General features: G+C 66.2%; 15 protein-coding genes. 9 read left to right on the top strand and 6 right to left on the bottom strand.

Annotated elements, in window-relative coordinates:
- Positions 1-87 precede the first annotated feature (87 nt).
- The 5 genes from K8374_RS08400 to gnd all read right to left on the bottom strand — a co-directional run bounded on the left by K8374_RS08400 (position 88) and on the right by gnd (position 5,858).
- Positions 88-627: a DUF488 family protein gene (locus tag K8374_RS08400; protein ID WP_224458637.1), complete on the bottom strand. Its 540-nt coding sequence runs from the start codon at positions 625-627 to the stop codon at positions 88-90.
- Positions 624-1,349, bottom strand: a complete 726-nt coding sequence (locus K8374_RS08395) for a DUF72 domain-containing protein (RefSeq protein WP_224458636.1) — start codon at positions 1,347-1,349, stop codon at positions 624-626. The genes K8374_RS08400 and K8374_RS08395 overlap by 4 nt, the downstream gene beginning before the upstream one ends.
- Positions 1,350-1,461: 112 nt before the next feature.
- Positions 1,462-3,258: a glycoside hydrolase family 15 protein gene (locus K8374_RS08390; protein WP_224458635.1), complete on the bottom strand. Its 1,797-nt coding sequence runs from the start codon at positions 3,256-3,258 to the stop codon at positions 1,462-1,464.
- Between the two features lie 120 nt (positions 3,259-3,378).
- Positions 3,379-4,881 carry a glucose-6-phosphate dehydrogenase gene (zwf, locus tag K8374_RS08385; protein WP_084855775.1) on the bottom strand — a complete coding sequence of 501 codons (1,503 nt, stop codon included), beginning with the start codon at positions 4,879-4,881 and terminating at the stop codon, positions 3,379-3,381.
- Positions 4,878-5,858: a phosphogluconate dehydrogenase (NAD(+)-dependent, decarboxylating) gene (gnd, locus tag K8374_RS08380; protein ID WP_263498524.1), complete on the bottom strand. Its 981-nt coding sequence runs from the start codon at positions 5,856-5,858 to the stop codon at positions 4,878-4,880. The genes zwf and gnd overlap by 4 nt, the downstream gene beginning before the upstream one ends.
- 287 nt (positions 5,859-6,145) lie before the next feature.
- Between gnd and K8374_RS08375 the strand changes: the two genes are divergently transcribed.
- The 9 genes from K8374_RS08375 (at position 6,146) to K8374_RS08335 (ending at position 20,081) form a co-directional block, all read left to right on the top strand.
- Positions 6,146-6,313: a DUF6026 family protein gene (locus K8374_RS08375; protein ID WP_172402987.1), complete on the top strand. Its 168-nt coding sequence runs from the start codon at positions 6,146-6,148 to the stop codon at positions 6,311-6,313.
- A gap of 528 nt (positions 6,314-6,841) precedes the next feature.
- A complete protein-coding gene (gene glgA / locus K8374_RS08370; RefSeq protein WP_224458633.1) occupies positions 6,842-8,401 on the top strand; it encodes a glycogen synthase GlgA in 1,560 nt (519 codons plus the stop codon).
- A 15-nt stretch (positions 8,402-8,416) separates the two neighbouring features.
- The gene (gene treZ, locus K8374_RS08365; RefSeq protein ID WP_224458632.1) at positions 8,417-10,162 is read left to right on the top strand and encodes a malto-oligosyltrehalose trehalohydrolase; all 1,746 of its coding nucleotides are present in this window, start codon (positions 8,417-8,419) and stop codon (positions 10,160-10,162) included.
- Complete coding sequence (gene malQ, locus K8374_RS08360; protein WP_224458631.1) at positions 10,159-12,228, top strand: 4-alpha-glucanotransferase; 2,070 nt, start codon at positions 10,159-10,161, stop codon at positions 12,226-12,228. The genes treZ and malQ overlap by 4 nt, the downstream gene beginning before the upstream one ends.
- Positions 12,225-14,999: a malto-oligosyltrehalose synthase gene (locus K8374_RS08355; protein ID WP_224458630.1), complete on the top strand. Its 2,775-nt coding sequence runs from the start codon at positions 12,225-12,227 to the stop codon at positions 14,997-14,999. Before malQ ends, K8374_RS08355 begins: the two co-directional genes overlap by 4 nt.
- 14 nt (positions 15,000-15,013) lie before the next feature.
- Complete coding sequence (locus K8374_RS08350; protein WP_084855781.1) at positions 15,014-15,274, top strand: DUF2934 domain-containing protein; 261 nt, start codon at positions 15,014-15,016, stop codon at positions 15,272-15,274.
- Positions 15,275-15,413: 139 nt separating this feature from the next.
- Positions 15,414-17,567, top strand: coding sequence for a glycogen debranching protein GlgX (gene glgX / locus K8374_RS08345; protein ID WP_224458629.1), 2,154 nt, complete (start codon positions 15,414-15,416; stop codon positions 17,565-17,567).
- A 316-nt stretch (positions 17,568-17,883) separates the two neighbouring features.
- A complete protein-coding gene (locus tag K8374_RS08340; RefSeq protein ID WP_224458628.1) occupies positions 17,884-18,678 on the top strand; it encodes an endonuclease/exonuclease/phosphatase family protein in 795 nt (264 codons plus the stop codon).
- A gap of 326 nt (positions 18,679-19,004) precedes the next feature.
- Positions 19,005-20,081 (top strand): autotransporter outer membrane beta-barrel domain-containing protein, encoded by a 1,077-nt coding sequence (locus tag K8374_RS08335; RefSeq protein ID WP_224458627.1) that lies wholly within the window; start codon positions 19,005-19,007, stop codon positions 20,079-20,081.
- A gap of 184 nt (positions 20,082-20,265) precedes the next feature.
- On the opposite strand, the gene glgB is transcribed toward K8374_RS08335, so the two are convergent.
- Complete coding sequence (gene glgB / locus K8374_RS08330) at positions 20,266-22,476, bottom strand: 1,4-alpha-glucan branching protein GlgB (RefSeq protein WP_224458626.1); 2,211 nt, start codon at positions 22,474-22,476, stop codon at positions 20,266-20,268.
- Positions 22,477-22,496: the final 20 nt, after the last annotated feature.

Here is a 22,496-nt window from a genome sequence, read left to right as displayed (position 1 = left end):
AGACTTAAGGGGCCGCTTTGCGGCCCATCGCAGGCTGTCGCCAGCTCCTACAGGGATCTGCAAAATCAGCGCGTAGTGCGCGTTCTTCTATGGGAGCGGATATTCGACCTTCAAGCCATGAACCTCGGCACCTGGCGTCAGCTGCGCCCGGGTGGCCTTGCCGATGTCCATGATGTGCATGACCTCGATTCCCCGTACCAGCAGATGATCGGCGACGATGCGCCGATGACAACGCCACCAGACCGCCTCGGAACACATGATCGCGCAGCGCCGGGCTTCACTGAGCTCGATCAGCTCATCCAGCCCCGCGGCGAACTCGGCACCCAACGCATGGTCGGCATAGTTGTGAAAGCTGCGGTTGCGCCACAACCCATTGGTGTGCGGCGCAACGGTCTTCGATTTCTTGCGCAGCCCGCCCAACGCCGCGATCCGGCGGTGATCCATGCCCTCCTGCTGTAGTAAGCCAGGTAACACGTCCAGGTTGTACTGCGGGTTGGTACGGGACCGGGGAACCGTCCTGATGTCGACCACCACCTGCACGCCGAAGCTGCGCATCAATGCGACGAAGGCTTCGATCGACCGGGTCGAATGCCCCACGGTGAATACCTTGTCCGGCATGTCGTTCATCGGGACATGTCCAGGCGGTCCTGCAGCGCCAGGGCATTCCCCAAGGCGGCACCGCCGGCGGTGTTGTCGAAAATGCACCAGGTCGGCACGTTCGCCGCGCGGCTCGCTCGAAGCTCTGCGGCCAGGCGCTGCAGGTAGGCCTCGGCGTAGTCGCTGTAGTAGATCCGTGGTTCACCATGCAAACGCCAATAGATCAGCCCTGGCCATCCGCCGGGCTGGGCATCGCTTTCGAAACGCGCGGGGCTGGCGGCCACCTGGGCGATCTGTAGATCGGTCAGCAACGGCCCTGCGCACTGCCATGACGCGTGCCGTGGCTCCAACGCCAGCGGCCCGGTATGGCGCCTGCGTACCGCTTCGAAGAAGCGCCGGGCGACCTGTGGTTCGTATCGCAACGAAGGCGGCAACTGCACCAACAGGCAGCCCAGGCGTTCGCCCAGCTCCCCGCACTGTTCGAGAAATGCATCGAGCAATGCATCGCTGGCGTGCAGGCGCTGCTCATGGGTGATCGCCCTGGGCATCTTCACCGAGAAGCGAAAATGATCAGGCACCGAGGCGGCCCAGCGGGCGTAGGTCTGGGGCTTGTGCGGGCGGTAGAACGAGCTGTTGATCTCCACCGCCCCCAACCTCGCGGCGTAGCGCTGCAGATGGCTGCCCGCCTGCGCAAACACCTCGGCATAGGCGCTGGGTACGCTCCAACCGGCACAGCCGATGAACACGTTCATGAGCGGGGCTACTCCTCCTGGTCTCGAATGCCTGTCTGTTCAGACGACATGCGAAACCGCGTCGTTCCGTCGAACTGCCCCAGCCTTCGGTGTGAGCGGCGGTGCGGCAGGTTCAGCTGCAACTCGCCCGATCCCGCACCGGACACTGCGCCCGGTGCAGGTTCAGCGCGGTATTGATGATCCCGATATGGCTGAACGCCTGCGGGAAATTGCCGAGCATGCGCTTGCCCACCGGGTCGTACTGCTCAGCCAACAGACCGACGTCGTTGCACAGCCCCGCCAACCGCTCATACAGCGCCCGCGCCTCTTCCTGCCGGCCCAGCAGCACGTACACATCCGCCAGCCAGAACGAGCACACCAGGAACGTCCCCTCCCCCGGTGTCAGCCCGTCACTGCAGCGGTCGCTGTCGTAGCGCAGCAGCAAACCGTTGCGCAGCAGGCGCTTTTCGATTTCCGCCAACGTGCGTAGGAAGCGTGGATCCTCCGCCGGCAGAAAACCGGTCAAGGCGATCTGCAGCAAGCTGGCGTCCACCTCCGTCGAGCCGTAGGCCTGCACGAAGCATTGGCGTTTGGCGTCGAGCCCCTGCTGGCAGACTTCGCGGTGAATCTCATCGGCCACCTGCCGGTAGTGCCGCCCGCGCTCGCGGTCCTCCTCGGTGGTTTCGGCAAGGCTCGCGGCGCGGTCGAAGGCGACCCAGGCCATGACCTTGGAATGCACGAAGTGCTGCCGCCCGCCACGCACTTCCCAGAGGCCCTCGTCAGGCTCGCGCCAGATGCGCTCCAGGTACGGCAGGATCAGGCGGGCGATGGCGGAGCTGCGCGGGTGCCGGGGCAGGCCGCCACGAATGGCCTGGGTCATGGCGTCGGCAAGTTCGCCGTAGATATCCAATTGCAGCTGTTGGGCGGCGGCGTTGCCGATGCGAACGGGCCGGGACTGTTCGTAGCCACTGAGCCACGGCAGGGTGAATTCCGGCAGGTCGCGCTCACCGGCCAGGCCGTACATGATTTGCATCTGTTCCGGGTTGCCGGCCACCGAGCGCAGCAGCCATTCGCGCCAGGCCTGGGCTTCGTCGAAATAGCCGAGGTTCATCAGCGCCAGCAGGGTCATGGTGGCGTCGCGTAGCCAGCAGTAGCGGTAGTCCCAGTTGCGCTCGCCGCCGATGCGCTCAGGCAAGGAGGTGGTAGCAGCGGCGACCATGCCACCGGTAGGGGCGTAGGTCAGGGCCTTGAGGGTCAGCAGAGAGCGGCGGACCAGGGCCGTCCAGGGGCCGACGTCGGGGCAGCGGGCAGCGAAGGCCTGCCATTGGGTATGGCTGTTTTCCAGGGCCTGGTCGACATCGAAGTCCGGCTGCGGGGGCAGGTGCGACAGCTGATGGCGCAGGCTGAACACCTGGCGTTGACCGGCGTGGACGCGGAAGCGACAAACGCTGTGGTGGTCGTGGGAATGGACGGGCTCGGTACTGCGCAGGATGAGGCGGTCTGGGCCGGCGACGGCACTCAGGGTCAGGGGGTCGATCCTTTCCACCCAGGGCACGCTGCGGCCGTAGTCGAAGCGCAGCACCAAGTCCATCTCGAAGCCGGTTTCGCCGGCCAGGCCTTCGACCATGCGGACCACGGCGCTGTGCTCGCCCAGCGGCATGAAATCCAGAACGCGGGCACGACCGCTGGCGGTGGTGTAGGTGGTTTCCAGGATCAGGGTGTCGTCGAGGTAGCGCCGGTGGGTGGTTTCCACCAGGTCGCAGGGGGCCAGGCGCCAGCGGCCGTTTTCCTCGTTGCCCAGCAGCGCGGCGAAGACTGCCGGGGCATCGAAACGTGGCAGGCACAACCAGTCCAATGAACCGTCGCGGCTGACCAGGGCGGCGCTGCGGCAGTTGCCCAATAGGGCGTAGTCTTCGATCGGGGCTGGCATGGGGGCTCCTTTGTTGGACTGCGCATTCCGGGGCGGCATGCGCCCTGATCGCGGGACAAGCCCGCTCCTACAGGTCCGGCGCCCCCCTGTGTGTGGGCCTGTCCCAGTACGGACGAGGCATCAACCCAAGGTATGCCACTCCCGCTTGTCACGCGTAAGCAGCTCGTTGCCCGCCTCAGGGCCATCCTCGCCGGCGGCGTATTCATGCACCTCGCCGCCGCTGGCCCAGGCATCCAGGAACGGCTGCACCGCGCGCCAACCGTTCTCGATGTTGTCGGCACGCTGGAACAGGGTCTGGTCGCCGGTGAGACAGTCGTAGATCAGCGTCTCGTAGCCGGTCGCCGGGGTCATCTGGAAGAAGTCCTTGTAGGCGAAGCCCAGCTCGACGTTCTCCATCACCAGCTCGGGGCCCGGGCGCTTGGCCTGCAGGTCGAACCACATGCCCTCGTTGGGCTGGATCTGGATCTTCAGGTAGTTGGGCTTGGGCCGCTCCAGCTCCGACTCGCGGAACTGGGCATAGGGCGCGGGCTTGAAGCAGATGGCGATTTCGGTGTCGCGCACGCTCATGCGCTTGCCGGTGCGCAGGTAGAACGGCACGCCGGCCCAGCGCCAGTTGTCGATCATCACCTTCAAGGCCACATAGGTCTCGGTGCGGCTGTCGGGGGCCACGTTGGGCTCCTGCCGGTAACCCGCCAGGCGCTTGCGGCCTTGCTTGCCGGCCACGTACTGGCCGCGCACGGAGTTCTTCAGCGCCATCTTCTGCGACCAGGGGCGGATGGCGCCGATCACCTTGGCCTTCTCGCTGCGCACGGCGTCGGCGGCGAATGCGGCCGGGGGCTCCATGGCGACCATCGCCAGCAACTGGAACAGGTGATTGGGCACCATGTCGCGCAGGGCGCCGGTGTTGTCGTAGAAGGCACCGCGGGTCTCGACGCCGACGGTTTCGGCGGCGGTGATCTGGATATGGTCGATGTAGTGGTTGTTCCAGAACGACTCGAACAGGCCGTTGGAGAAGCGGCTGACCAGGATGTTCTGCACCGTCTCCTTGCCCAGGTAATGGTCGATCCGGTAGATCTGCCGCTCGGTCATCACCCCCAGCAGGCAGGCGTTCAGGGCTTCGGCGCTGGCAAGGTCGGTGCCGAAGGGCTTTTCCACCACGACCCGGCGAAAGCCGCCGCCGGACTCGTCCAGCAGGCCGGCATCGCCCAGGCGCTGCGCCACTTCGGGGAAGAAGCGCGGCGAAGTGGCCAGGTAGAAGATGGCATTGCCGTGGGCGGTCTTGTCGATGCGCCGGGCGATGGCGGCATAAGTGGCGGGGTCGAGGAAATCGCCGGTCTGGTAGTCCAGGCGCTTGGCAAGGCGTGCCCAGCGCTTGTCATCCAGGCATTTGTTGGCGCCTTCGCCCTTGTCGCGCTCGGCCATGAAATCATGCAGGCGGTCGGCGAACGCCTGCGCGGTGGCCGGGTTGTGGTCCACGCCGACGATACGCAGGTTGCGGTCCAGCAGGCCATCGCGGCTGAGGTTGTACAGCGCCGGCATCAGCAGGCGCTTGACCAGGTCGCCGTTGGCGCCGAACAGGAACAAGGTGCACGGCGGCGCGGCGGGAATCTTCTGTGGCTTCATTTGCCTTTCTCGACGTGGCCGCCAAAGCCCAGGCGCATGGCCGAGAGGATCTTGTCGCCGTAGGTCCCTTGCTGCTGGCGGGAACGGAAGCGGGCGAACAGCGCACTGGACAGCACCGGCACCGGCACGGCCTGTTCGACGGCGGCGTCGATGGTCCAGCGGCCTTCCCCGCTGTCGGACACCGAGCCACTGAAGCGCGCCAGCTGCGGGTCGGCCACCAGGGCATCGGCGGTGAGGTCGAGCAGCCAGGAGGTGACCACGCTGCCACGGCGCCACACTTCGGCGATCTCGGCCACGTCGAGGTCGAAGCGCTGGTCTTCGGGCAGCTCCGGGCCGCCTTTGCTGCGCAGCAGGTCGAAGCCCTCGGCGTAGGCCTGCATCAGGCCGTATTCGATGCCGTTGTGCACCATTTTCACGTAGTGCCCGGCACCAGCAGGGCCTGCGTGGATATAGCCATGCTCGGCGCGGCCCGGCTCGCCTTCACGGCCCTGGGTCCGAGGGATGTCGCCCACGCCCGGGGCCAGGGCCTTGAATAGCGGCTCCAGGCGCTCGAACACCGCCTTCTCGCCGCCGATCATCATGCAGTAGCCACGCTCCAGGCCCCACACGCCACCGGAGGTGCCGACGTCGAGGTAGTGCAGGCTGCGCTTGGCCAGTTCGCTGGCGCGGCGCATGTCGTCCTTGTAGAAGGTGTTGCCGCCGTCGATGATCGCATCGCCCGGCTCCAGCAGTTCGGCCAGCTGGGCAATGGTCTGCTCGGTGGGCTCGCCGGCCGGCAGCATCACCCATACGGCACGCGGGGCCTTGAGCTTCTGTACCAGGGCACCCAGGTCGTGGGCCCCTTGGGCGCCCTCGCCCTCCAATGCCACGACCGCATCGCGGTTACGGTCATGCACCACGGTCCGGTGCCCTGCGAGCATCAGCCTTCTCGCGATATTGCCGCCCATGCGGCCCAGCCCGACGATTCCCAGTTGCATGTGCCGAAGCTCCCCTTGGTAAATGGATGACAACGCGGTTCAGGTGTTCAGATTAGTCCAGCACTCCGTCCGAGGGTTCACCGACGAACGGGGCGACAACGATAAACAAAAAAGTTCCCAAGGCCAGGAAAAGAATTCAGAATGCCCGCCGCACGAGCGTCTACCCTTGTAAGGAACACTCGTCGATAGGGAGTCGTGTTCAACCTAGAACGGTGTGTTGCCAGTACCGGCACATTGGCGGGCTCGCCCGCTCCCCAAAAAAACGTCCAGAATTGCGAGGTGTTTACATGGGTACATTGATGCCTGCTACTCCAACCCAGACCCTCTATGTCACCGTGCGCCGTGACGAGCTGCGCCGCCTGAAAGATGAACGCGACCAACTGCGCCAGCAGGTCGCCCAGTTGAACCTGCTGCTGGAGCAGGCGCGCTGCGAAGACAAAGCTATCAGCCTCTGAGTCATCCCCTCCCTTGGCGTGGGGGCTTTTCGGGCTCCCACTTCTAGTACAACTCGTCCACCGTAACAGCTTCGCCGTTGGTGAGGTCCAGCGCCGCCCGCGCGGCGCTCGATCCCCCAGGCAACGCCCCTCTCAAGCTATTCACATCTGGTAACAACCCGCCAACGTTTGCGCAGACCTACGGTCGTCACCGAAGTGACCAGCGGGTCACATTTGTAACGCAACCTCTCCTACACTCGGGATTCCGCCTGCCAAACCGCCTGGGTAACCGGACGGAAAAAAATCGAAACTTTCCAATAAAGCGGCAGGTCAGGAATTAAGTAGGCCAGAGCAACGGGACGACCCCAGCCTCGGCCCACCCACCCCACACAGTCCAACTGCCTTCGGCTGGAATGCCGATTGCACGGTGCGCTTGCGCGCACGGCTCCGGGGCAAGGAACGCACTACGAAGACGTACGAACCAGAGAGAACCAACACGACATAACGCAAAGGGTGCCCAGCCACCCGACACAAGGGACGGAGAGAAGTATGATCAGTGCCGCTGTCGAGCCTCACGTAGACACATTCAACCCGGACAACCGCGAACCGCTCCTGCCGGACTTCGCCACGACAGCCAAGGCACCTGGCGCCCAGCGGCGTCATAACCTCCATAAACGCAAGATCCTGTTCGTGACCTCGGAAATCGCCGACCTGGTCAAGACCGGCGGGCTTGGCGATGTGTCTTCGGCCCTGCCACGGGCCCTCTCCCAGTTGCATGACGTGCGCGTACTGATCCCTGGCTACCGCCAGGTGGTGGAAAGCGACAACCCCATCCATATCGTCGGCGAACTCGGCGGCCATGCGGCCCTGCCGCCGTGCAAGATCGGGCGCATGGACCTGCCCGATGGCCTGGTCATCTATGTGTTGCTCTGCCCCGAGCTGTACCAGCGCGACGGCACGCCCTATGGTGCCAACAATGGCCGTGACTGGCCCGACAACCACATCCGCTTCGCCCGCCTGGGCCTGGCCGCCGCGGAAATCGCCGCTGGCGAAGGCATGATCCACTGGCGCCCCGACCTGGTGCACGCCCACGACTGGCCTGCTGGCCTGGCACCGGCCTACATGCACTGGCGCGGCCTGAATACCCCGACTTTGTTCACCATCCACAACCTGGCCTACCAAGGCGTGTTCAGCCGCGGCTGCTGCCCGGAACTGGCCATTCCCGACCATGCCTTGCAACAGGAAGGCATGGAGTTCTACGGCAAGCTGTCGTTCCTCAAGGCGGGCCTGGCCTACTCCAGCCACATCACCACGGTGAGTGCCACCTACGCCCGTGAGATCACCACCCCGGCATTCGGCTGCGGGCTGGACGGTTTCCTGGCCAGCAAGGCCCAGCAAGGCCTGCTCGGCGGCATCCCCAACGGTATCGACGAAAGCTGGGACTCGGCCACCGACAAGCACCTGGAGCACAACTTCAGCCTCAACGACTGGGACGGCAAGGCGCGCAATGCACAACAAGTGCGCGAGCTGTTCCAACTTGAGGCATCCGAAGGGCCGTTGTTCGCCGTGGTCTCGCGCCTGGTCTACCAGAAAGGCCTGGACCTGACCCTGGGCGTGGCCGACTACATCGTCAGCCAAGGAGGCCAGATCGCGATCATCGGCCGTGGCGAACCGGAAGAAGAACAGGCCATGCGCGAGCTGGCCCTGCGCTACCCGGGCCGTGTGGGCGTGCGCATCGGCTTCAACGAAACCGACGCCCGGCGCATGTTCGCTGGTAGCGACTTCCTGCTCATGCCGTCACGCTACGAGCCGTGCGGCCTGAGCCAGATGTATGCGCAGCGCTTCGGCTCGCTGCCAGTGGCGCGCAACACCGGTGGCCTGGCGGACACCATCGAAAATGGCGTCACGGGCTTCTTGTTCGACGAGTCCACGGTGGACAGCTACCGCGAGGCGCTGGCCCGGGCCTTCTATGTATATGCAAAGAAGGACCTGCTCAACGCCATGCGCTGCCTGGCCATGACCCAGCCGTTCAACTGGTGCCAGGCGGTGGAACCCTACGCCCGGCTGTACGAGGAGCTGGTCTGCCAGGCCCACGTCGGCCACTACTGAGCGGGGGCACCGAAGATGCACAGGCATGGCGCACACTTGCTGGACGCCACGTCGGCGCGCTTCGCCCTCTGGGCGCCGGATGCGCGCAGCGTGAGCTTGCAGCTGGAACGACAACCGGCGATCGAGCTGCTGCCGGAGGGGGATGGCTGGTTCACCGGCCTGGCTCCCTGCCAGGCGGGCAGCCGCTATCGCTATCGAATCGACGACCGACTGGAAGTAGCCGACCCGGCGTCGCGCTACCAACCCGAAGGGGTCCATGGGCCCAGCCAGGTGGTGGACATGGCCAGCTACGCCTGGCAGCACCCTTGGCAGGGACGCCCCTGGCACGAGGCGGTGATCCAGGAGCTGCATGTCGGCCTGCTCGGCGGCTACGCCGGCGTCGCCCGGCAATTGCCGCGCCTGGCCGAACTGGGCATCACGGCCATCGAGCTGATGCCTGTGGGGCAGTTTCCGGGCGAACGCAATTGGGGTTATGACGGCGTGCTGCCGTTCGCCCCGCAGCACACCTATGGCAGCCCGGCCGAACTGTGCGCGTTGATTGACCAGGCCCACGGCCTTGGCCTGATGGTGATTCTCGATGTGGTCTACAACCACCTCGGGCCCGACGGCAACTACCTGCATGAATATGCCAGCGGATTCTTCCGCGAGGACCGCCACACGCCCTGGGGCGCGGCCATCGATTTCCGCAGGCCCCAAGTGCGCGAATACTTTATCCAGAATGCATTGATGTGGCTGTGCGACTACCGCTTCGACGGCCTGCGGCTGGATGCAGTGCATGCCATCGACCAGCCCGATTTCCTGGTGGAGCTGGCGGCGCGTGTCCGGGCAGCGACAGGGGCCGACACCCGCCATACCTGGCTGGTGCTCGAGAATGAGCACAACCAGGCCTCGCTCCTGACGCACGGCTTCGACGCCCAGTGGAACGATGACGGCCACAACGCCCTGCACGTCCTGCTGACCGGCGAAACCGAGGGCTACTACGCCGACTATAAAGACCGCCCTATCGAACAGCTCGCCCGAGCCTTGAGCGAAGGCTTCGTGTTCCAGGGCCAGCCCAACCGCCACGGCACGCCCCGGGGCGAACCCAGCGGCCACCTGGCGCCCAGCGCTTTCGTGCTGTTCCTGCAAAACCACGACCAGGTCGGCAACCGCGCCCTGGGCGAACGCCTCACCCGCCTTTGCCCACCCCAGGCCCTGCGCGCGGCCACTGGCCTGTTGCTGCTGGCGCCGATGATTCCGCTGTTGTTCATGGGCGACGAAGAAGGCAGCCGGCAACCGTTCCTGTTCTTCACCGATCACCACGACGAACTGGCCGACGCCGTACGCGAAGGCCGCCGTGCCGAGTTCGCCCACTTCGCCGCCTTCGCCGACCCGCAAGCACGCGCACGCATTCCCGACCCCAATGCCCAGACGACCTTCGACACCTCGCGGCCCACCGCACAGGACGTGCTGGCCGGCTGGCATGGCCTGTACCAGCGCCTGTTGGCCCTGCGCCACCGCCATATCGCGCCGCACCTGCCCGGCAGCCGCGCCCTGGGTGCCGAGGTGCTGGGCGAGTACGCCCTGACCGCGCGCTGGCGCCTGGGGGATGGCAGCGAGCTGCGCATCGACCTCAACCTCGCCGCCCAGGCGCAAGCGGTGGCCCTGCCGCCCGTCCAGCATTGGCTGTTCGACAGCAGCGACACCGCGCACCACGACACCACCCTGCCCGCGCACAGTTGCGTGGCCAGCCTGCTGCCCCCTGGCCAGGAGACGCCATGAGCGACCTACCCCTGCACCGACTGGCCGCCCGGGTGGGCCTGGCCCGCGACTGGATCGACGCCAACGCCCGCCCGCAACAGGTCAGCGACGAGGTGCTGCGCAAGGTGCTCGCCGGCCTTGGCCACCCGGCCGGCGATGAAGCCGACATCGCCGCCAGCCTGCTGGCCCTGGATCAGGCCGAAGACCGCGACCACTTGCCACCGCTGCTCACCGCCGACCTCGGCCAGCCCCTGGACCTGGCACGCTATTTCGACCCAGGCAGCACATTGAACTGCACCTTGGAAGACGGGAGCACGCGATCCCTCTCCCTGGACAGCCAGGCCCGCCTGCCGGGCGAGCTCCCCATCGGTTATCACCAGCTCAGCCTCGGCGAGCACCGCTTCACCCTCGCCGTGGCACCACCGCGCTGCCATGCCCTGGAAGATGCCGTCGACCAGCCGCCACCGCGCTGTTGGGGCCTGTCGGTGCAGCTGTACAGCCTGCGCCGCCCGGGTGACGGCGGCTATGGCGACTGCATGGCCCTGGAGCAGCTGGCGCGGGCGGCCGCCGAACGGGGCGCCGACGCCCTGGCCATCAGCCCGATACACGCCCTCTCGGCAGTGGACCAGCGTCACTACAGCCCCTATTCCCCTTCCAGCCGCCTGCTGCTCAACGAGCTCTATGCCAGCCCGGCAGCCCTGCTCGGCGAACGCGAGGTGCGCATGGCCATCGAGGCCTGCGACCTGCAACAGACCCTGGACGAGCTACAAAGCCAGCCCTTGGTGGACTGGCCCCGCGCTGCCGATGCCCGACACCGCTTGCTGCAAGCCCTGTACCGGGACTTCAGCCAGGGCAACCACCCGCTGCATAGCGATTTCGACAGCTTCCGCGAAGCCGGCGGCCAGGCCCTGGCGCACCATTGCCGTTTCCAGGTGCTGCAGGCCGAGGCGGCCGCACGCGGCCTGGGCGCCGACTGGCGCAACTGGCCAGCTGCCTGGCATGACCCCTACCACCCCGAAGTAGAGGCGTTCACCGACAGCCATCGCGAACAGGTGAATTTCCATGCCTTCTGCCAGTGGCTCACCGAGCGCGGCCTGCAGCGTGCCCAGGAAGCCGCGCGCGGCAACGGCATGGCCGTGGGCCTGATCGCCGACCTGGCCGTGGGAGCCGACGGCGCCGGCAGCCAGGCCTGGAGCCGCCAGGACGAATTGCTGGCCGACCTCAAGGTCGGCGCACCACCGGATATCCTCAACCGCCTGGGCCAGGACTGGGGCATCTGCGCATTCTCCCCGGAGGGCCTCAAGCGCAACGGCTACCGCGCCTTCATCGAGATGTTGCGGGCCAACCTGGCCCACGCCGGCGGCCTGCGCATCGACCATGTCATGGGGCTGCGCCGGTTGTGGCTGATCCCTCGCGGCTCCCGGCCCAGCGAAGGGGCCTACCTGAACTACCCGCTGGACGACCTGCTGCGCCTGCTGGCCCTGGAATCGGTACGCCACCAGGCGGTGATCCTCGGCGAAGACCTGGGCACGGTACCGGAAGGCCTGCGCGAGACCCTGGCTGCCAAGGCGGTGCTGGGTATGCGCGTGCTGCCGTTCGAGCAGGAACCGCCCGGGCACTTCAAGCCCATCCTCGATTGGCCGGACAATGCCCTGGCCACCACCGGTACCCATGATTTGGCGCCGCTGGCCGGCTGGTTGCAGGCCCGCGACATCGACTGGAGCCACCGCTTGCAGCTGGTCGATGCTGCCGCCGAGCTACGCTGGCGGCACACCCGCCAGCTGGAGCGCGATGGCCTGCGCCGCACCCTGGAACAGAACTATGGTGCCCTGGCTGACGACGATGCCCTGATCGACGCCGCCATCCGCTACGTCGGCCATACCCGTGCCCCGCTGGTGCTGGTGCCGCTGGAGGACCTGCTCGGCTGCGACGAGCAACCCAACCTGCCCGGCACCACCGACGGCCACCCCAACTGGCGCCGCCGCTTCGCCCGCCCGGTGCGCGAGCTGCTGGACGACGAAGACGCCGCACGTCGCCTGGAGCTGCTGGCCCAGGCCCGCGAGCAAGCCTGGGAGCGTGACCGATGAAACCGTTGACCGCCACGCTACGTCTGCAACTGCACAGTGACTTCACCCTCGATGATGCCGTGCCGCTGGTGCCCTACTTTGCCCAACTGGGCATCAGCCATGTGTACGCCTCGCCGATTCTCAAGGCCCGGGCCGGCTCACGCCATGGCTACGATGTGGTCGATCCGACCCAGGTCAACCCCGAGCTTGGCGGCGAGGCAGCGCTTGAGCGCCTGGTCGCTGCCCTGCGCCAGCACGGCATGGGCTTGGTTCTGGACACGGTATCCAACCATATGGCCGTGGGCGGTGCCGACAACCCCTGGTGGCAGAGCCTGCTGGCCTGGGGCCGACGCAGCCCCTATGCCGAATTCTTCGATATCCAGTGGCACTCCAGCGACCCGTTGCTGGCCGGCCAACTGCTGCTGCCATTTCTGGGCAATGACTATGGCGTGGCCCTGCAGAACGGCGAACTGCCCCTGACCTTCGAGCCCGAGCAGGGCCTGTTGCAGGTGGCCCACTACGAGCACCGTTTCCCCATCTGCCCGCTGGACTACGGGCGCATCCTGGCCCACAGCGAGCACCCGCAAGTGCAAGCCCTGGCGCAGCATTTCGCGGCCCTGCACGAGGCCGCCGACCCGTTGGCCGATGCCCTGCCCCTGCAGGCGGAACTGGCGCGGCGGGTGCGCCAGGGCGCTAGCCTGGACAGTGCCCTGGCCGCCTTCGACAGCCGCACCGAGGCGGGCTTCAAGCGCCTGCACCTGCTGCTGGAGCGCCAGACCTACCGCCTGGCCAGCTGGCGCACTGCAGCCGACGATATCAACTGGCGGCGTTTCTTCGACATCAACGAGCTCGGCGGCCTGCGGGTGGAACGGGCGGTGGTGTTCGAAGCCACCCACGCCAAGCTGTTCGAGCTGATCGAGCGCGGCCTGGTGGACGGCCTGCGCATCGACCATATCGACGGCCTGGCCGACCCGCGCCAGTATTGCCGCAAGCTGCGCCGCCGGGTCGACAGCCTGCTGGCACGCCGGCCCTTGCAAGCGGACGTCGAGCACTTCCCGATCTACGTGGAGAAGATCCTCGGCGCCGGCGAACACCTGCACCGCGACTGGCGCACCGACGGCACCACCGGCTACGAATTCATGAACCAGGTCTCGCTGCTGCAGCACGATCCGGCCGGTGAGGCGCCGCTGACCGAGCTGTGGAGCACGGTGAGCGAACGCCCGGACTTCGCCGAAGAAGTCCGTCAGGCCCGGCACTTGGTGCTCAACGCCAGCCTGGCCGGCGACTGCGAGTCGGTGGCCCAGGCCCTGCTGCAGGTGGCGCGCGACGACCTGATGACCCGCGACCTGACCCTGGGCGCCATCCGCCGGGCCTTGCAGGCCTTGGTCGAGCACTACCCGGTGTACCGGACCTACATCAATGCCTGCGGCCGCCCCAGCGAAGACGAGGCTTTCTTCCAGCAGGCCCTGGCCGCTGCCCGGCAAAGCCTGGCCGAGGCGGACTGGCCGCTGCTCGAGCACCTCGAGCGCTGGCTCGGCGGCCAACCCTGGCGCCAGCTGCCGCCGGGTCGTCCACGCAAGCACCTGCGCCATGCCTGCGTACGCTTCCAACAACTGACCGCGCCCAGCGCCGCCAAGGCCGTGGAGGACACCGTCTTCTACCGCTCCGGCCGGCTGTTGTCGCGCAACGACGTGGGCTTCGAGGCCGAGCGTTTCAGCGCACCGCCGCAGGCCTTCCACAACGAAGCACAACGCCGCCTGCGGGACTTCCCGGACAACCTGCTGGCCACCGCCACCCACGACCACAAGCGCGGCGAGGACTGTCGCGCCCGGCTGGCGGTGCTCAGCGAACTCGGGCCCTGGCTGGCCAGCCGGGTCGAGCATTGGAGCGAGCTGGCCACACCGCTGCGTCAGGCCCTGGGCGATGGCCCGGCACCGAGCCCGGCGGACGAGCTGCTGCTGTTCCAGACCCTGCTCGGCAGCTGGCCCCTGGGCCTGGACCTGCATGACACCACAGCCCTGCAGCAATACGCCGAGCGCCTGCGCCAGTGGCAGCAGAAGGCCCTGCGCGAAGCCAAGCTGCGCAGCAGCTGGAGCGCGCCGAACGACGCCTACGAACAGGCCTGTGCAGCCTATGTCGACGGCCTGTTGCTGGCACCTGAAAACCAGCAACTGCGCCACTCTGTGCACGAGGCCGCGCAACGCATCGCCTGCCCAGGTGCACTCAATGGCCTGGCCCAGTGCCTGCTGCGCATGACCACCCCGGGCGTGCCGGACCTGTACCAGGGCAACGAGTTCTGGGACCTGAGCCTGGTCGACCCGGACAACCGCCGCCCAGTGGACTACGCCGCGCGACGGGCCAGCTTGGGCGACAGCCTGCCCTTGGCCGAGCTGCTGATGCACTGGCGCGACGGGCGCATCAAGCAGGCACTGATCGCGCGGGTGCTGGACTGCCGCCAGGCCCACCCTGACCTGTTCCAGCGCGGCGCCTACCTGCCACTGGCCGTGCAGGGCCGGCATGCCGACAAGGTCCTGGCCTTCGCCCGCCTGGGCGAAGACGCCCAGGCCGTCGTGGTGGTGCCGCGCCTGCCCAGCGCGCTGCTGGGCAACGCCTCCCTCCCGCTGATCCCGGCGCAGAACTGGGACGACACCCGGGTGATCCTGCCGTTCGCCTTGTCACCTGCCACTTGCTCGGGACTTTTTTCCAGCACCGCTGTCAGCCCTTCAAGGGAGCTGAGTTTGAGCACCGTGCTGGCAGAGTTTCCGGTCAACCTGTTGATACAACAATCTTGAGCATCAGGAGCGTCATGATGAGCGTCGATGAAAAACGTATCCGCGAATTCGCCTACCAGATCTGGGAGTCGGAGGGTAAACCTGCAGGCCAGGAGGAGCGCCATTGGGACATGGCGCGCAAGCTCGCCGAGGCCGAGGCCCTGGCACCCAAGGCCGCACCGCGCAAGAAGGCGGCGGCCAAGCCCAAGGACGAGTTGGCCAAGAGCACGGCGCCGGTGCAGAAGCCGGCGGCAGCCAAGAAACCTCGGGCAGTGAAGAAGCCAGCGGCGGGTTGACCTGCGCCCCGAAGTACCTGCCCCGGCCAATCGCCGGCAAGCCGGCTCCCACCTGCCACCATAGCCGTGGGAGCCGGCGTGTCGGCGACCGGGTCAGACCAGGAAGGATTCCCGTCCACCCGGCTTGAAGAGGACCGCCATGAGCCCCCGTACCCCAAAGAAAACCCGCTCCGTCGCCCCATCGCGCATTCGTGAAGGCTTGCCCTTCCCCCTGGGCGCCACCTGGGACGGCCTGGGCGTCAACTTCGCCCTGTTCTCGGCCAACGCCACCAAGGTCGAGCTGTGCCTGTTCGACTCCAGCGGCGAACAGGAACTCGAACGCATCGAGCTGCCCGAATACACCGACGAGATCTACCATGGCTACCTGCCCGACGCGCATCCCGGGCTGGTCTACGGCTACCGGGTGCACGGCCCCTACGAGCCGGAAAACGGCCACCGCTTCAACCCCAACAAGCTGTTGATCGACCCCTACGCCAAGCAACTGGTGGGCAGCCTGAAATGGTCCGAGGCGCTGTTCGGCTACACCATCGGCCACCCCGATGGCGACCTCTCGTTCGATGAACGCGACAGCGCGCCCTTCGTGCCCAAATGCAAGGTCATCGACCCGGCCTTCACCTGGGGCCGCGACCAGCGCGTGCAGATCCCCTGGGAGCGCACCATCCTCTACGAGGCCCACACCCGTGGCATCAGCATGCGCCACCCGGCCGTGCCCGAAGAACACCGAGGGACCTTCGCAGGCCTGGCCAACGATGAGCTGCTCAAGCACATCAAAGACCTCGGTGTCTCGTCCATCGAGCTGTTGCCGATACACGCCTTCGTCAACGACCAGCACCTGTTGCAAAAAGGCCTGAACAACTACTGGGGCTACAACAGCATCGCCTTCTTCGCACCGCACCCCAAGTACCTGGCCAGCGGCAAGATCGCCGAGTTCAAGGAGATGGTCGCGCACCTGCACGACGCGGGCCTGGAGCTGATCCTGGACGTGGTCTACAACCACACCGCCGAAGGCAACGAACTGGGCCCGACTTTGTCGATGCGCGGCATCGACAACGCTTCCTACTACCGGCTGATGCCCGATGACAAACGCTACTACATCAACGACTCCGGCACCGGCAACACCCTGGACTTGAGCCACCCCTGCGTACTGCAGCTGGTCACCGACTCGCTGCGCTACTGGGCCGGGGAAATGCATGTCGACGGCTTCCGCTTCGACCTGGCCACCATCCTCGGCCGCTACCACGAGGGCTACAGCGAGCGCCACAGCTTCCTCGTGGCCTGCCGCCAGGACCCGCTGCTGCGCCAGGTCAAGCTGATCGCCGAGCCCTGGGACTGCGGCCCCGGCGGCTACCAGGTGGGCAACTTCGCACCGGGTTGGGCCGAGTGGAACGACCGCTTCCGCGACACCGTACGGGCGTTCTGGAAAGGCGACGAGGGCCAGCTGGCCGACTTCGCCGCACGCATGACCGCCTCGGGCGACCTGTTCAACAACCGTGGCAGGCGGCCCTACGCCTCGGTCAACTTCGTCACCGCCCATGACGGCTTCACCCTGCGCGACCTGGTCTCGTACAACGACAAGCACAACGAAGACAACGACGAGAACAACCAGGACGGTACCGACAACAACCTGTCGTGGAACTGCGGCGTCGAAGGGCCCACCGACGACCCCGGCATCAATGCCCTGCGCATGCGCCAGATGCGCAACTTCTTCGCCACCCTGCTGCTGGCCCAGGGCACACCGATGATCGTCGCCGGCGACGAATTCAGCCGCACCCAACATGGCAACAACAACGCCTACTGCCAGGACAGCGAGATCGGCTGGATCAACTGGGACCTGGACCAGGACGGCACCGAGCTGCTGGCCTTCGTCAAGCGCCTGACCCGCCTGCGCCTGGCCTACCCGGTGCTGCGCCGTTCACGCTTCCTGGTCGGCGACTACAACGAAGCGATCGGGGTCAAGGATGTCACCTGGCTGGCTCCGGACGGCAGCGAAATGAGCGTGGAGCAATGGGAAGACCCCCACGGCCGCTGCCTGGGCATGCTCATGGATGGCCGCGCCCAAGTCAGCGGCATCGCCAGGCCAGGGGCCGAGGCGACCTTGCTGCTGATCGTCAACGCCTACCATGACACCGTGCCGTTCCACCTGCCGTCGGTGCCCGAAGGCGACTACTGGAGCTGCCTGGTCGACACCGACCGGCCGCAGATGCGCAAGCCGCAGCACCTGGCATTCGACACGGTGTTCGAGGTCAAGGGGCGCTCGGTGTTGCTGATGGCGTTGCAACGCGACGAAGAGTGAACCCCAATGGCCGGGTTTGGTCCTAGACTCTAGAACGGCCGTCACATAACCCTGTGGGAGCCCCCTCTCATAGAACAACGCATAACTCATTGATTTGACAAGGCCTGTAGGAGCGGGCTTGTCCCGCGATCAAGGGCGAAGCCCTTGCCATACAGCCGCGGCGGCTGGGCCGGCCCAATCGCGGGACAAGCCCGCTCCTACAGAAGAAGGCGGCGCTAGCCACTTGTTCTCTGCGCGACAGCGCAGCCCAAAGGGCTGGGTGATCTCTCACAGGGTTATGTGGTGATCCGAAGGTAGGCATTTTCCAGGAGACGCCGTGAACCCCGAAGCCGGCAGTCCAGGTTTCGTCAGTGTCAGCCAGGCCCCCACCGTGAGTCGGGTGCGGGTGCTGACCGTGAACACCCACAAAGGCTTCACCGCCTTCAACCGGCGCTTCATCCTGCCGGAGTTGCGCGAGGCGGTGCGCAGCACCCAGGCCGATATCGTCTTCCTCCAGGAAGTGCTCGGCAGCCACGACCGCCATGCCGCCCGCTACCCCGGCTGGCCGCAGACCTCGCAGTACGAATTTCTCGCCGACAGCATGTGGAGCGACTTCGCCTACGGCCGCAACGCGGTGTACCCCGACGGCCACCATGGCAACGCCTTGCTGTCGAAATACCCGATCATCGAACACCGCAACCTCGACGTGTCGATCACTGGCCCCGAGCGCCGTGGCCTGTTGCACTGCATCCTCGATGTGCCGGGCCAGCGCCCGGTGCATGCCATCTGCGTGCACCTGTCGCTGCTCGAAAGCCACCGGCAGAAACAGCTGCACTTGCTGCGCCGGCTGCTCGATAGCCTGCCGGCCGATGAACCGGTGATCATCGCTGGCGATTTCAACGACTGGCAGTTGCGTGGCAACCGCACCCTGGGCCGCCACCGCGACCTGCACGAGGCCTTCGAGCGCCACCATGGCCTGCTTGCCCGCACCTACCCGGCGCGCCTGCCCTTGCTGCGCCTGGACCGCATCTACCTGCGCAACGCCGAAAGCCATGCGCCCAGGATCCTTGGGCACAAACCCTGGACGCACCTGTCGGACCACCTGCCACTGGCCGTGGAGGTGCGGCTCTAGCAATGATTCGGCATAGCCGGTCGCCGGGAAAGAAGAATGACTGATATACCCCCAGGTATTTCCCTGCGAATCAAGGCATTAGATCGCTCGATATCGCCTTCACGGATCTTTCACCGTTTCTTGACGCAAGCTGCGACCTCTCCTTAGCTGAACTCTATAACAAGACGTAAAAACTCGTGCCAGCCCTCTAGCACGCGCCTTTGTGCGCACGCGTGATGGCGGGTGCGATGGTCTCGGTCGCCCTCTGTTTTGTGTCGTAAAGGGCAACGGGACCCGATCGCTAGGGCAGCCCAACACACCCACACAACAACAAAAGGAGATCCGCCATGAAAAGAACCTCGAATCCTTTGCGCTTCGACGCGATTTTCTGCGCGGTTTCCACGTCGCTGCTCCTGGCAACCCCGGTGGAAACCTTCGCGCTCGAACTGCAGGAGGGCATGCCTTTCGACAGTTTTCTGCAACCGCCAGCGGTACCCCAGCTGTCCCTGGAACCGGTGACCGCCGGCGGCCTGGGCCTGGGCACGCTGAACGCGTTTTCCGAGCGCATGGGCGAACGCCACCGGCAACCGGCTCCGGATCTGGTTGCCAGCCAATGGGCGCAGTTCTTCCCAGGGCCTGCCCGGCCCGGCGCCCAGGTACCGGCACAATTGGAGGCGCCCAGCCAGCAATTGGTGATCGGCCCGGACCTGTTCGTGCGTGAAACCGGCGAAGGCCATGTGCACCGCGCCGGGTTCTTCGTCGGCCACAACAACCTGCAGACCAGCTTCAACGGCATGCGCCGGTTGCTCGGCGACAAGCAGAAGAACGCCGTCAACCTCAGCGGCGAGAGCCTGGGGGTGTACTGGAGCATGACCCATGAACAGGGCTGGCATGTCGATGCCGTGGCCATGGGCACGCGTATCGACGTCAATGGCCGCGCCGAGAACGGTCAGCGTTTGGACGACAGCGGCCATGCGGTGACCTTCTCGGTCGAAGGCGGCTATCCCATCGGCCTGGGAGGCGGTTGGGTGATCGAGCCCCAGGCGCAGTTGATCAACCAGCAATTTTTCCCCAGCAACCGGGCACAGGAAGAGACTTTGCAGGCCTTCGACAGCCAGCCGAGCTGGAGCGGCCGGGTCGGCGCCAAGCTGTCGGGCCGCTACGAAGTGCGCGGGATGCCGATCGAACCCTATGTGCGGACCAACGTCTGGTACGACTTCAGCAATGCCGACACTGTGAAGCTGGACCAGGTGGACAAGATCTCCAGCTCCCGCTACTCCACCACCGTGGACCTGGGTTTGGGGTTGGTGGCACGGGTGACGCCGAAGGTGGCGCTATTCGTCAGCGCCGACTACAGCAGCGATGTGGATGGCAATGACCTGAACGGCCTGATCGGCAGCCTGGGGGTGAGGATGCGCTGGTAAGGCTGGCAGGCGCTTTGGTGTGAGACTGGCAGGCTCTTTTGTGGGAGCGGGCTTGCGCGATGGCGTCAGCTCGGGCACTGCCGTTACCCGGCCTGACGCCATCGCGGGACAAGTCGGACCGCCGCACCGCCGCTCCTACAGGATCGGCGCCAATCGGTCGCCTCCCACAGAGGGCGACCGAACGTCAAGCCGGCTTCATCACCAGCACACCGAGCGGCGGCAGGTTCAGCGCCAGCGACAGCGGCTGCCCATGGCTGGGCATCTGCTCGCTGGCCACCGCCCCCAGGTTGCCGACATTGGTGCCGGCGTACAGCTCGGCATCGCTGTTGAGCAGCTCCCGCCAGCGCTCGCCGAACGGCACACCGATCCGATAGCCTTCGCGCGGCACCGGGGTGAAGTTGGCCACCACCAGCAGCGGCTCGCCGGCGCTGCTCCAGCGCAGCCAGGCATACACACTGTTGTGCGCATCGTCGCCGATCAGCCACTGGAAGCCCTGGGGCTGGCAGTCCTGCTCGTGCAGGGCGGGCAGTTCGCGGTACAGGCGGTTGAGGTCCGCGACCAGGCGCTGCACCCCTTGGTGCTCGGGGTATTGCAGCAAGTACCAGTCCAACTGGTGATCGTGGTTCCACTCGCGCCACTGGCCGAACTCGCAGCCCATGAACAGCAGCTTCTTGCCCGGGTGTGCCCACATGAACGCCAGGTAGGCGCGCAGGTTGGCGAACTTCTGCCAGCGGTCGCCCGGCATCTTGTCGATCAGCGAATGCTTACCGTGCACCACCTCGTCATGGGAAATGGGCAGGATGAAATGTTCGGAGTAGGCATAGATCAGCCCGAAGCTCATCTCGTTGTGATGGTAGGCGCGGTGCACCGGGTCGTTCTGGATGTAGTGCAGGGTGTCGTGCATCCAGCCCATGTTCCATTTGTAGGCAAAGCCCAGCCCGCCCTGCTGCACCGGCTGGCTCACCCCCGGCCAGGCGGTGGACTCCTCGGCGATGATCAGCGCCCCCGGCGCCTCGTGGGCCGCCACGGTATTGAGGTGGCGGATGAAGTCGATGGCTTCCAGGTTCTCGCGCCCGCCGTGGCGGTTGGGCACCCATTCGCCGGCCTTGCGCGAGTAGTCGCGATAGAGCATCGAGGCCACGGCATCGACCCGCAGGCCGTCGATGTGGAAGTACTTGAGCCAGTGCAAGGCCGAGGCCAGCATGAAGCCGCGCACTTCGTTGCGGCCAAGGTTGTAGATCAGTGTATTCCAGTCTTGGTGGAAACCTTCCAGGGGGTTGTCGTACTCGTACAACGCCGTGCCGTCGAAACGGGCAAGGCCATGCTCGTCGGTGGGGAAATGCGCCGGAACCCAGTCGAGGATCACTCCGATGCCGCCCTGGTGACAGGCATCGACGAAGGCCGCGAAGTCCTCGGCAGTTCCATAGCGGGACGTGGGGGCGAACAGCGACAGCGGCTGGTAGCCCCAGGAACCGCCGAAGGGGTGCTCCATGATCGGCAGCAGCTCGATATGGGTGAACCCCAGATCCTGCACATAGGGCACCAGGCGCTCGGCCAGTTCCCGCCAGTTGTAGAAGCGTGCGATCTCACCGGCGTCGTCCAGCTCGCAACGCCAGGACCCGGCGTGCAGTTCGTAGATCGACAGCGGTGCCCGGTAGGCGTGGCGCTCGGCGCGCTGCTGCATCCACTCGTGATCCTGCCAAGAGTGGCTGAGCGCCGCGGCCACCTTGGAGGCGGTGCTGGGCGGCAGCTCGGTGGCACGGGCCAGGGGGTCGGCCTTGAGCGGCAACACGCCATCGCGGCCGAGCACCTCGAACTTGTAGGCCTCGCCCACGCCCAGGCGCGGTACGAACAGCTCCCAGACACCGGCATCGTGGCGCAGGCGCATGGGGTGGCGACGGCCGTCCCAGTTGTTGAAGTCGCCCACCACCGACACCCGCCGCGCATTCGGCGCCCACACCGAGAAGCACACCCCGTCGACGCCGTCGGCGTGCATCGGCTGGGCGCCGAAGCGCCCGGAAAGGTCGCGGTGGTTGCCTTCGGCGAACAGGTAAAGGTCCATCTCGCCCAGTTGCGGGCCGAAGCTGTAGGGGTCCTCGGTGACCTGCTCGCCACCGGCCCAGCCGATCTGCAACAGGTACGGGTGGGCTTCCTCCAGGTGTGCGGTGAACAGCCCCGGCAGGCTGCCCTGCTCCATCTCGGCCAGCACGCGCCCATCGTGGCGGGCCAGCACGCGGGCATTGAGGGCGTTGGGCAGGAAGGCGCGGACGAACAGGCCACCTGCACCATCGCCGTGCGGGCCCAATACCGCGAACGGGTCGGCGTGCTCGGCGCGGGCCAGGGCATCCAGGTCCCGTTGCCGAAGGCCGCCGTTTTCACGCGTGATTGCATTCATCTTTTTACCCTTCCAGATGT

It is taken from the genome of Pseudomonas sp. p1(2021b), from assembly GCF_020151015.1.
GTDB classification, from domain to species: Bacteria; Pseudomonadota; Gammaproteobacteria; order Pseudomonadales; family Pseudomonadaceae; genus Aquipseudomonas; species Aquipseudomonas putida_K.
This window is presented reverse-complemented; position numbering and strand designations above follow the sequence as displayed.